This window comes from Mycobacterium pinniadriaticum (assembly GCF_026242045.1).
Taxonomy (GTDB): domain Bacteria; phylum Actinomycetota; class Actinomycetes; order Mycobacteriales; family Mycobacteriaceae; genus Mycobacterium; species Mycobacterium pinniadriaticum.
In genome coordinates, this window is sequence record NZ_JAPJDO010000026.1 from 12,995 (window position 1) to 24,385 (window position 11,391).

Consider the following 11,391-nt stretch of genomic DNA (forward strand, 5'->3'; position numbering starts at 1 on the left):
GATCGATATGTCCGTAGCCCAGCGTGAACGTGCCGCCCTCGTCGCCGCCCTGCGCGAGGTCGGGCCCGACGCACCGACCTTGTGCGACGGCTGGGACGCCCGAGACCTGGCCGCGCACTTGATGGTTCGCGAATACCGCGTCGACGCCGCGCCCGGCATCCTCATCCCCCGGTTCGCGGCCCACACCGCACGCGTGCAGGACGAGGTGGCCGAGCACACCGGATGGGACGAGCTGGTGAACAAGGTGGCCGCCGGCCCGCCGCTCTACTCCCCGCTCAAGCTCGTCGACTCGGTGGCCAACGTCGCCGAAATGTTCATCCACCACGAGGACATCCGCCGGGCCCAGCCGAACTGGGCGCCACGGACCCTGGACGCCGACCTGACCGCCAGATTGCGCCGCACCCTCGGCATGATGGCCCGGCTCACCCTGGCGAAGATGCCGGCCCGCGTGCAGCTGCGCACGCCGGAGGGAGAAACGGTGCTGACCGCCGGCCGTGGTCCGGCCGTGACGGTGACCGGTGCGCCCGCTGAACTACTGCTATTCGCGACCGGACGGCTCGCCCGCGTCGACTACGACGGCGATGCGCAAGCTGTACAGGCCGTGCGGGACGCGCCCAAGGGGCTGTGATCAGTCCTCGAGTGAACGCCCCAGCCGCTCCGCGGCGGCCAGGTAATCCTCGATGAACTCCAAGACGACCTCGCGGGCCGGCTTGACCTTGTTCATCAGCCCCACCCCCTGGCCGACGAAGTAGGTGGCCAGCGCCTGCGCCCCGGGATGCCCGCCCTCGGCCAGCTTGTCGATCCGCCGCAGCACCGGCTCGGCGATCATGTTCTGCAACGGCAGCGGCAGCGGCTCCCGCCCACCAGGGTGCGGCTGCCAGGCATCGGTCCAATCCGAAACCAGCTGCCGCGACGGCTTTCCGGTGCGCCCCGCCGACCGGACGGTGTCCCGGGACGTCGCGGCCAACATCTTCTGCACCGTGTAGGGGGCGGTCTCGGCCTCCTCGGTGGTCAACCACACCGAACCTGTCCACGCTCCCGCCGCGCCCAGCGCCACCGACGCCGCCATCTGCCGGCCCGTCACGATCCCGCCGGCGGCCAGCACGGGTACCTGGCGGCCACCCGGAACCGCTGCTATGGCTTCCAGGACCTCGGGAATGAGCACCAGAGTGGTCACCTCACCACAGTGGCCGCCGGCCTCGGTGCCCTGCGCGACGATCAGGTCCACACCCGCGTTCACCTGTTTGACGGCGTGCTCCTTGGCGCCGACGAGCGCGGCGACCGGGATGCCGGTCTGCTTTCCCGCCTCGATCATGTAGTCAGGTGGGACGCCGAGCGCGTTGGCCATCAACTTGATCGGATGGTTGAGCGCGACGTCGAGCAGGCTCTTGCCGGTATCGCCGCTCAGCGAGGACGGGGCCATCCGTGGCTGGTCGCTGATGTCGATGTCATGGGTGGCCAGCAACTCGTCGATGAAGCCGCGAAGATCATCCGGGATCCGGTCGGCGAGCTGGCCGAAGGACAGGTTCTCGCCCTTGCCCTCGAATTTGGCGGGCACGATGATGTCGACGCCGTAGGGCTTGCCCTTCACCTGCTCGTCGATCCAGCTGAGTTCCTGGTCGAGCTGGTCGGGTCGAAACGCGGTGCCGCCCAATACGCCGAAGCCGCCCGCGTTGGTCACCGCCGCGACGACGTCGCGGCAGTGGCTGAAGGCGAACAACGGAAACTCGATGCCGAACTGGTCGCAGATCTCGGTCTTCACGCGCCCAGTATGCGCCGCGCCGACCTCTCGACCAACCACCGGGTTGGGAACGAGCGTCGGTCACCCACGCAGGGGGGCGAACGCGAACTCCCGCAGCCCTCGCTCCGGATCGATCGCGGCCCGAAAACCCAGCGACTCGCTGGCATGGGCCGGGTCGGCGACGATGTGCCGGACATCGCCGCTGCGGTACTGGCCGGTGACCACCGGCGGTGGTCCGCCGCGTGCCTCACAGAGCCGGGTGGCCACCGTCAGGATCGAAATCGGACGGCCCGAGCAGACATTGGCCGCCAGAAATCCACCCGCCTCGCAGCGGACCGCCGCGGAGTTGGCGGCCGCGATATCGTCGACGTGGACGAAATCACGCATTTGCCCGCCATCTTCGTAAACCCTTGGCGGCTCGCCTCTTTCGAGCGATGACCGGAAGATTGCCGCCACCCCCGAATACGGGGTGTCGCGCGGCATGCCGGGCCCGTAGACATTGTGGTAGCGCAGCGCGACCACCGAACCGCCGGTCGACTCCGCCCATGCCAGCGCATAGTGCTCCTGGGCGGTCTTGCTGGCGGCATACAAGCTGCGCGGGCGCAGCGGCGCATCCTCGCCGACCAGTTGCCAGGACAGTTCCTCCCCGCCCAGCGGGCAGCGGTGCTCGAACACCCCGGCATCGAGATCGGCGCGGGTGCGCGGCAGCGGGTCGACCTCTCCGTGCCTCGGGCACCGGTAGCCCCCCTGGCCATACACCACCATCGACGACGCCAGCACCAACCGTTGAACGCCCGCAGCGAACATCTGCGCCAGCAGTACCGCGGTCCCGTAGTCGTTGTGCCCGGCATAGGAGGGCGCGTCAGCGGCATTGACCCCCGCACCGACGACGGCAGCCTGATGGCAGACGACATCGACCCCGGAAAGCAGGCGCGCCAACGCATCCGCGTCACGCACATCCACCTGGTGACAGTCCTCGGGCAAGGCGGCACCGGGACCGTGGGCGGCCTTGAGCATGACATCGGTAGCGACCACCTCGTGCCCGTCGGCCAGCAGGGCGGCTCGCACCCGACCGCCGATGAACCCGGCCGCGCCGGTGAGCAGCACCCTCATGGCAGATCGAAAGGCAACTCGACGCCTTCATGGGCCAGGCAGTGCGTACAAACACGTTCGGAGGCCACCTGGTCAATCGCCTCCAGCACCAGCTTCTTGAACGGAACCATGTTCTTCTCGAACTCGGCGAAGACGTCAATCGCGCGAACGCCGGCCCCGACATCGACGCCGGCATCCAAATCGGTCACCAAAGCGATTGCCGCATAACACATTTCCAGCTCACGGGCCAAGATGGTCTCAGGATACCCGGTCATGTTGATCAAGCTGAATCCTTCACGCGCGAACCACTGGCTCTCGGCGCGGGTGGAGAACCGAGGACCCTGGACCACCACCATGGTGCCGCCGTCGACCACCCCGGGCAGATCGGCGGCCGCCGCGCGCAGCGTCGGGCAGTACGGATCGGCGAACCCGACATGGATACCGCCGGAGTCGAAGTAGGTGTCCTGCCGGCCACGGGTTCGGTCCACCAACTGATCCGGCACGACGACCGCGCCGGGGCCCAGCTCAGGGGTGAGGCTGCCCACCGCGCACGGCCCGAACACCCGCCGCACCCCGAGAGCCCGCAGGGCCCACATGTTGGCGCGGTACGGCACGGTGTGCGGCGAGAATTCATGGCTCAACCCATGCCGCGGCAGGAAGGCCACCTCATGCTGACCAACCCGGCCGACGGTGATCGGCGCGCTGGGCTCGCCGTATGGGGTGTCCAGGTTCAGGCTGCGCGCGTCAGAACCGAAGAAGGTGTAGAAGCCGCTGCCGCCGATGACTCCGAGCATCCGACCATTGTGATGTATCGGGTTCGGCAAGCTCGATCGTGCTAGCGGTCCGGCAGACCGAGGGGCGACTCGACGGCCTTCAACCTGGCGATGATGCGGCGACAGCTATCACCCAGGGCGATCATCTGAGGCCTGGTCAGCTCGTTGAGGAAGTGGGCCCGCACCAACCTGGCGTACGTCTCCAGGGCGGCCGCCAGCAGCCCGTTGCCGTCTTCGGTGATGACCGCGATCACGCGTCGGCCGTCATCGCGGCTGGCGCACCGGTAGACCAATCCCCGGCGCTCGAGACGTTGGGTTTGTTGCGTGAGGGCGCCCGGCGTCATCATCAGCGTTTGAGCGAGAGTGCCCATCGGACTGGGGCCATGATTCTTCAGATGCACCAACATCTGGACTTCGGCCAAGCTCAACCGGTGGTCGCGCGCCAGAGCCCGGTCGACGACGTCATGCAGCAGCATGGCCACGGATTCGAACTGCATCCATGCGCTGGCCTCGACGTCGTCGAAACCGAGCTTCTTGCGGCGCTCACGAGCAGATTGACGGCCGACGTCACCTGGCCGACGTGTCGACACAGATTCCTCCGCCTGATTTCACCGGATGCGGTGGCGGCCCCCCGCGCCCCCACACTGCGGGGAGCCGCCCACTCACATCGTCACAACCGCCGGATTGGACTACTTATCCCCACGGGCACTGTGCCCCTTGCCGCTGCCGGCACCGGTTGCACTCTTCGCGGTCCCCGAGTTGGAAGCGGCCGCCTTCGCCGAGGCCGACGCGGTGCGTGCGCCCGCCGCCCCGGAACCACTGACGTCTCCCGGCTCGAACTTGTTGCCGTCCTTGACCACAGGCTTGGCGGCCGCGGCGGGTTCTGCGACAGCGTCGTCGGCCGGATCGTCGGCCGCGGGGGTCGCCACCGCCTTCGACCGCGCCGTGCCTGCGGAGCTGTCCGTGGTGGTGGGCTCGTCGGCCGCCACGGCCTCGGCGCTCGGCGCGGCTTTCGACGCGGCGGCAACCATGGTGGTCGCACCGAGTGCGGTGGCGATCGCTTGCGGAATGGTGATCGCCAGCGAGTAGACAAGTCCGCCGCTCACCGGCGAGAGCAGGCCGGGGTAGGTATTGTTCTGATATCCGTTGAGCACCGCGCCCAGGACGTTCGGAACAAGGGCGAACGCGGCGTTCAACGCGGTGACGGGCTCGCTGGCCTGAACCGCATCGAGGACGGCCTGCCCACTGTCGCCGAACGCCTGGACACCACCCTCAATCGGGCCGAGGAGCCCGATGACGACGGGGAGAAGGGTGCCGATTCCGGTCACCGCGTTGACGACGGCCGCAAAATTATCGGCCATCTGGCCCGGAATCTCGGCGACCGGGAACAGCGGGAGGCCGATCGTGAAGACGGCCGATCCCAGGACGTTGTTGATCGTGGTCGCCGCGCCCGAGAGGTCACCGTTGACGATCTGGTCGAAGGCAGTGCTCAGCCCCTCTGGAACCGTCGTGGTCAGGTAAGTCCAGGTGCCCTCGGCGACGCCACCCAGTGCGGTCGCCGTGGTGTCGGCGTAGCCGAACCAGTTGTTGGCCAGCTGGCGCGCGGCGGGCAGCGGATCCGCCAGCCAGTCCTCGCCGATGGTGACCGTATTGGTCACCGCGGCCGTGATGACGTCGACCCACGGGGTGATCGGGTCAAAGGTGGCGGTGAGTTCGACGCCCGCGTTGGAAATGGCGGCCGGAAGGTTCGAAAGCGGAGAGGCAACCGGTTGGACCGGAGAAAGCGCGATGGCGCCTGCTCCAACCAGCGCGATCCCGGTGGCAACAGATGACCGCACAGCAATGTGCATGATTACTCCTGTCGGGGGACTATTGGGGACGCGGCAAAACGTACCTGAGGAGAAGCTGAGAAATGACGGCATTGGTTGAAGAACTTACCGGTCCGTAAGGTAGGCGCCGCTTCTCGCAATCCCAGTCCGAAACAGAGTCGCTGGTGGGCGCCCCCTTTGCGGTTAACAGCAAACGCTACGAACGCGTAAATTGTTTAAGATCGCAACGAAAGCGTTTCGGACTAGAACGTGTTACCGGCCATCTGTTCATTAACTAATTGAACATAAAGATCCGCTGACGCTTGCTGTTGACACACCGGTTTGGTTTGCTGGTGAACAATCCCGCCGATATGTCGTCGTGCAACTGATTGATTTGAGTCAGCAGCCGGCGGCTACCGGGTTGCGGGGCCGGCGGGCAAAGCCACCCTGATGGATCTCAGTACCGTTTTCAACGACAGACGTCGCAATGAGTTAGCCATAGCTAGGTTCTCGCGCATGGGCGCCAGCTATCCCGACCAGGCGGGCTGTGCGGGTGCCCAGCAAAACTCCGCGAGGCCGGCCACCACCGACCCCCAGGTGTGCGCATCGATGCGTGCGACGATTGCGGGCATGGCGAGCATCGCGCAATGGGTCGAGGGGGCCAGGCCCAGAACGCTGCCCAACGCGGTGGCTCCGGTGATCGCCGGCACCGGGGCGGCCGCGTGGTTACACGCCGCGGTGTGGTGGAAGGCGCTGCTGGCGCTTGCTGTCTCGATCGCACTGATCGTCGGCGTCAACTTCGCTAACGATTACTCCGACGGCATCCGCGGCACCGATGACGAACGTGCCGGCCCGCTGCGGCTGGTCGGTTCGAAGCTGGCGACGCCACGCGCCGTGCTGGCCGCCGCCATCGTCAGCCTCGGGTTGGGTGCCGTCGCGGGGCTGGCCCTGGCCCTTGTCAGCGCGCCGTGGCTGATCGTGATCGGTGTGCTCTGTATCGCCGGAGCGTGGCTGTACACCGGCGGCTCGCGACCCTACGGCTACGCCGGCTTCGGCGAGGTCGCCGTGTTCGTGTTCTTCGGGCTCGTCGCCGTGCTGGGAACCCAGTACACGCAGGCGCTGCGGGTGGATTGGGTCGGTGCCGTCCTGGCCGTCGCGACCGGTGCCCTGTCCTCGGCGGTGCTGGTCGCCAACAATCTGCGCGACATCCCCACCGATCGGGAGTCGGGCAAGCTGACTCTGGCGGTCCGCCTCGGCGATGCCCGAACCCGGGTGCTCTACCAGTCGCTGCTGGTGCTCGCCGGCGTGCTGACGTCGGTCCTCATGCTCGCCACTCCGTGGTGCGCGGTCGGGCTGGTCGCGGCACCGCTCGCCGTGCGTGCCGCCGGGCCGGTGCGACGTGGCCTCGGTGGTCGTGAGCTCATCGCAGTGCTGCGCGACACGGGCCTGACCATGCTGGTCTGGTCCGTCGCGGTGGCGCTGGCCTTGGGGCTCGGTTAGTCCTTCTTCGGCTTCTCGGGCAATTCCCGGGTCGCTTCGCTCCTGCCCTCCGATCCGCGCAGCCGAGCCTGCAGCTGCTCGCGGTCCTTGCGGCGACGCTCGTCGACCAGTGCGATGCTCGCGGTCGCGCGTTTGCGCAGCGGGGCCAGAACCCAGATGCCCAGCGGCAGGGCGATCACGATCGCGAACAAGAGCGCAACGATGAGCGGAAACTGGTGGATCCCGATCAACTGCGCGATGAAGTAGATCGCCGCCGTCAGAACGACCACCAATGCAAGCCGCGCGAGCGTGTAAATGGCGACGTCGCGCGCCATGCGGCCGCCCGAGCCCGAGGTCTGGTTGTCCGAATTGTCCGACACCGCGCCGAGCCTACCGACGCGCGTATATTCAGACAAAGGAGGTTTACGTGCTGTACCTGCTCTTGGTCTTGATCATCGCCGCAGCTGTCTATGTCGGCTGGCGTGTCGTTCGCGCCCAGTCGAATCGGACGAAGACCAGGGTCGTCGGCCCCGACGACGACCCGGACTTCCTCTGGCGGCTCAGCCACGGCGACAACAACCCCCGCTAGCCGAACCGCTCCCCCGCGTCGGCGGCGGGGAACACGTCGGCCACGACCGCGGCCAGTTGGACCAGAGCCTCCCGGGTCTTCGGCTTCAACCGGTCGAGTTCGATTTCAGCGCCCTCCTCCAGGTGCGGGTCGAACGGGACGACACAGACCGCACGGCAGCGCCGGGAGAAGTGATCGACCACTTTCTGCATATCGACCTTGCCGGTGCGCGGCCGCACCGCGTTGATCACGCAGACCGACCGGCGCACCAAATCCTCGTGGCCATGAGCGTCCAGCCAGTCCAGCGTTGCCGACGCGCTGCGGGCGCCGTCCACCGAGCCCGAACTGACCACGATCAGCGCGTCGGCCTGCTTCAGCACCGACGACATGACCGACTGCAACAGCCCCGGCCCGCAATCGGTGAGCACCAGGCTGTAGAAACGCTCCAGCACCGCCAGCGCCCGGTCGTAGTCTTCGGCGCTGAACGCCTCGGAGACCGCGGGATCATTCTCCGAGGCCAGCACTTCCAGCCGGCTCGGCCCCTGTGAGGTGTATCCCCGAACATCGCTGTAGCGGTGGATCCCCTCGACGTCACGCAAGAGGTGACGCACGGTGGCCGGGGTCTCCAGCGGCACCTTCTGGCTCAACGTGCCACGGTCGGGGCTGGCATCGACCGCCACCACCCGATCGCCCCTGATCGAGGCGAACGTGCCGCCGAGTGCGGCGGTGATCGTCGTCTTGCCGACACCGCCCTTGAGTGACAGCACGGCGATCTTGTAGCACCCCTGCAGCGGACGATTGACCCGCGCGGTCAGGTTGTGCTGACGCGTTGCGCCCGGCCCGTCGCCGACGTTGATCAGCTTGCCCGACAGCACATAGAGCCACTTGCGCCAGCCGGCCGACGGCGCCGGCTTGACCGGACGCAGCAGCGCACCGGTCGCCAGGTCCGGATACGGCGAAGCAGGCACCGTAGGCCGGTACGACGGCACCGGGTGCTCGGCTTCATATTGTCCTAACCGCGGAGCGGCCTGGCTGAACGGTGGCGCGGCGGCCGACAGCGGATCCATCGGGATGCCGATGGGCGGCGTGTTGGCCAGCCAGTCCGGTTCGGGTTGCGGCGCGTTGGCAGCAGGATCGGTGAACCGCCGCTCCGCGCGGAACACCGTTGTCGCATCAGTCAATTCGTGGCCCTGACGGGAACCATGAGGATCAGACACGTGCACTTCCCCTGACAGATCGTTTCGGGTCGAGTGGTTCTCGTGGCGTATCTGAAACCCTAGCGCACTCGGGTGTCAGCCCACTCCCGCGTAGGAGTGCAGACCGACTGTCACCAGGTTGATGAAGAACAGATTGAACACCATCGCGACGAAGCCGACGACGTTGATCCACGCTGCCTTCTTGTCCCGCCAACCGGCGGTCGAGCGGGCATGAAGATAGGCCGCGTAAACCACCCAGGCGATGAACGACACCGTCTCCTTGGGATCCCAGCCCCAGTAGCGGCCCCAGGCCTCCTCAGCCCAGATGGCGCCGAAGATGACCCCGAAGCCGAAGATCGGGAACGCGAAAATGGTCGTGCGATAGGCGATCCGATCGAGGGTCTGGGCGTCCGGCAGCCGCTGCACGATCCGCGCCAGCGCGCCCTCACTCCCCCCGTCTTGAGGGGGGCGGCCAGCCGGCGACATCTTCAGCAAGAACAGGATGCTGGCCACACCGGCGACCAGGAAGACCCCCGAACCCAGGCTCACCACCGACACGTGGATGGGCAGCCAGTACGACTGCAGGGCGGGCATCACCGGAGCGGCGTTGGTGTAGAGCCAGCGACCCGAGACCGTCAGCAGAATCAGCACAGGAACGAGTACGAAAACCCACAGCGCCCGGTACTGCGGTTTGCGCAGCACGACCGCGGCTGCCACCAGCCCGCAGAAACTGGTCAGGTTGATGAACTCGTACATGTTGCCCCACGGCACCCGGGCGGTGGCCAGCCCGCGCAACACGATGCAGACGAACAGCAAGGCGATGCCGAGGTACACCAGCGACAGGCCGGCCTTGCCGATGCGCTCATCGGCTGAGGGCCGCGGCGTTTCGGCGACGACGCCGGGCCGGCCACTGTCGGCGGTGACCGTTCCGGCCGCCACCAGCTCTCGGGCCTCGACCTTGCGGCCGCGGCTGTAGGCAAGCTCGACGGCCAGCAGCAGCAGGGCCCCGACCAGGATGATGACCGACGAGGTGAAGGCCCAGTCGGAATAGCGGGCCAGCCCGATGTCGATGTGCTCACTATTCATGCGCGATCCGCCTTCGCTTCTCGCTGGACGTTCACGCCGCTCACACCATTCTCCTTCGCCCGAGACTGCTCCGGCACGTCCGTCAGCACCCGCTCGGTGAGCTTCTCGAACTCGCCGCCCCACCCGGAGTTGTCGGTGCGGGCCAGACCGCCGAGCTCGACGTTCACCGTACCGGGCTGGCCCTCCGCCGAAACAATCCTGGCCCACACCCGGCGCCGACGCACGATCAGCGACACCAGCAGCCCGCCCATCATCGACATCGCGAACACCAGCACCCACACCTGACCCGGATCGTGGGAGACCTGCAGGTTGACGAACGGCGTCGCACCGTCGAACCGCACCACCGTGCCGTCGTCCAACTTCACCTCTTCACCCTGGCGCAGGTTGATGCGTTTGACCTTCGTCAGCCGCTTCTGCTCGATCAGCCGCGGGTCCAAGGTGAACAGCGACTGGGGACGACCGGTGTCCAACCCGGTGTCACCGCGATAGATGTCGATGGCGACCGCCGGATCGTTGGCCGCCGGGAAGCTGGACGACAACAGGGTGCCGTCGAGTTCGGCGGTCGGGGCGAACAGGCCCATGATCGCCAACTGGTGCTTGCGCCGCTCGGAGGGATCGGGATACATGCCGCCGGGCGGGTCGACACGAATCACACCCGAGGACAACAGCGTGCGCGCATCGTCGGGACGCCACTGCAGCGTCTGAGTGCGCTGTTGGCCGTCGGGGAAGGTCACGGTGAACGTCGGGGCGTAGCCGTGGCCCTGGAGATAGACACGGTCGCCGCCGATGCGCAGCGGATGGTTGACCTCGAGGCGATAGGGCCGCCAGATGCCGTCGACCAGGTCTGCCCCGGCCTGGTAGTCGATATTCGACGCGAACGACAGTGCCTGCCCGCTGGGCAGATAGTGCGCCTGGAAGTCGTTGACCCGCACACACATCGGATACAGCGAGGTGCCGTCGACGTTGTTGCCGGCCCGGAACGAGTCGAAGGCGGCCGGTGAGGCCGAGCAGAAACCGGGGCCGCCGTTGGCGACCACGATGACGTTGCCCTCGTATCCGAACAGCTTGCCGACCGCGATCGCGACCAACAGGCCGAGAAGGGAGAAATGGAAGACGATGTTCCCGAACTCGCGCAGGTAGCCCTTCTCGGCCGAGATCTCAATGACGTCGTCGGTCTGCCGGGTGGTGCGGCGCCAGCCGCGCAACCGCTCGGAAATCGTGGTCGCGACGTCCTGCGGCGTCCCACCGATCTCGGCGGAAGCGTACTTGGGCAGCCGGGACAGATTGCGCGGGGCCGGCACCGGCACCGCACGCAAGCTCTTGACGTGCTCGATCATTCGCGGCGTCAAACACCCCACCAGCGAGATGAACAACAGCACATAGATGGCGGTGAACCAGAAGCTGGAGAACACGTCGAAGAGCTGCAGGCGGTCCAGCCACGGCCCGATGATGGTGTGCTCGGCGAGGTACTGGTCCACTTTGGATGCGTTGAGGCTGCGCTGCGGCAGCAGCGCACCCGGGACAGCGCCCAGCGCGAGCAGAAACAGCAGCACCAGGGCGGTGCCCATCGAGGTCAGCGCACGCCAGAGGGTGCGCACCTGCCTGCCGAGCAGACGCAGAATCGCGCCGAAGCGGCCGGTTTTGGGCG

12 protein-coding genes are annotated in these 11,391 nt (G+C 67.1%); 3 read left to right on the top strand and 9 right to left on the bottom strand.

All coding sequences use genetic code 11. From position 1 onward, the window contains the following. Positions 1-7 precede the first annotated feature (7 nt). A complete protein-coding gene (locus ORI27_RS23275; protein ID WP_265999437.1) occupies positions 8-628 on the top strand; it encodes a TIGR03085 family metal-binding protein in 621 nt (206 codons plus the stop codon). On the opposite strand, the gene ORI27_RS23280 is transcribed toward ORI27_RS23275, so the two are convergent. From ORI27_RS23280 to ORI27_RS23300, 5 genes are all read right to left on the bottom strand, one after another. Beyond that, positions 629-1,762, bottom strand: a complete 1,134-nt coding sequence (locus tag ORI27_RS23280) for a nitronate monooxygenase (protein ID WP_265999438.1) — start codon at positions 1,760-1,762, stop codon at positions 629-631. A 60-nt stretch (positions 1,763-1,822) separates the two neighbouring features. After that, positions 1,823-2,854 (bottom strand): NAD-dependent epimerase/dehydratase family protein, encoded by a 1,032-nt coding sequence (locus ORI27_RS23285; RefSeq protein ID WP_265999439.1) that lies wholly within the window; start codon positions 2,852-2,854, stop codon positions 1,823-1,825. Continuing rightward, positions 2,851-3,627: an S-methyl-5'-thioadenosine phosphorylase gene (locus tag ORI27_RS23290; protein ID WP_265999440.1), complete on the bottom strand. Its 777-nt coding sequence runs from the start codon at positions 3,625-3,627 to the stop codon at positions 2,851-2,853. Before ORI27_RS23290 ends, ORI27_RS23285 begins: the two co-directional genes overlap by 4 nt. Positions 3,628-3,668: 41 nt before the next feature. Continuing rightward, positions 3,669-4,196: a MarR family winged helix-turn-helix transcriptional regulator gene (locus ORI27_RS23295; RefSeq protein WP_265999441.1), complete on the bottom strand. Its 528-nt coding sequence runs from the start codon at positions 4,194-4,196 to the stop codon at positions 3,669-3,671. A gap of 99 nt (positions 4,197-4,295) precedes the next feature. Then, entirely contained in the window at positions 4,296-5,456 is a 1,161-nt protein-coding gene (locus ORI27_RS23300) for a hypothetical protein (protein WP_265999442.1), read from the bottom strand. A gap of 588 nt (positions 5,457-6,044) precedes the next feature. Here ORI27_RS23300 and ORI27_RS23305 point away from each other — a divergent pair. Beyond that, on the top strand, positions 6,045-6,914 hold the full coding sequence (locus tag ORI27_RS23305) for a 1,4-dihydroxy-2-naphthoate polyprenyltransferase (protein ID WP_265999509.1): 870 nt from the start codon (positions 6,045-6,047) through the stop codon (positions 6,912-6,914). On the opposite strand, the gene ORI27_RS23310 is transcribed toward ORI27_RS23305, so the two are convergent. Further along, entirely contained in the window at positions 6,911-7,228 is a 318-nt protein-coding gene (locus tag ORI27_RS23310) for a DUF4229 domain-containing protein (protein WP_265999510.1), read from the bottom strand. The two genes, ORI27_RS23305 and ORI27_RS23310, sit on opposite strands and share 4 nt — an antisense overlap. A gap of 92 nt (positions 7,229-7,320) precedes the next feature. Here ORI27_RS23310 and ORI27_RS23315 point away from each other — a divergent pair, with 92 nt between their 5' ends. Beyond that, positions 7,321-7,482 carry a hypothetical protein gene (locus ORI27_RS23315; protein ID WP_265999443.1) on the top strand — a complete coding sequence of 54 codons (162 nt, stop codon included), beginning with the start codon at positions 7,321-7,323 and terminating at the stop codon, positions 7,480-7,482. Here ORI27_RS23315 and ORI27_RS23320 read toward each other — a convergent pair. From ORI27_RS23320 to resB, 3 genes are all read right to left on the bottom strand, one after another. Beyond that, positions 7,479-8,678: a MinD/ParA family ATP-binding protein gene (locus ORI27_RS23320; RefSeq protein WP_265999444.1), complete on the bottom strand. Its 1,200-nt coding sequence runs from the start codon at positions 8,676-8,678 to the stop codon at positions 7,479-7,481. The two genes, ORI27_RS23315 and ORI27_RS23320, sit on opposite strands and share 4 nt — an antisense overlap. Before the next feature lie 75 nt (positions 8,679-8,753). Further along, entirely contained in the window at positions 8,754-9,743 is a 990-nt protein-coding gene (ccsB, locus tag ORI27_RS23325) for a c-type cytochrome biogenesis protein CcsB (protein WP_265999445.1), read from the bottom strand. After that, entirely contained in the window at positions 9,740-11,311 is a 1,572-nt protein-coding gene (resB, locus tag ORI27_RS23330; protein WP_265999511.1) for a cytochrome c biogenesis protein ResB, read from the bottom strand. Before resB ends, ccsB begins: the two co-directional genes overlap by 4 nt. Positions 11,312-11,391: the final 80 nt, after the last annotated feature.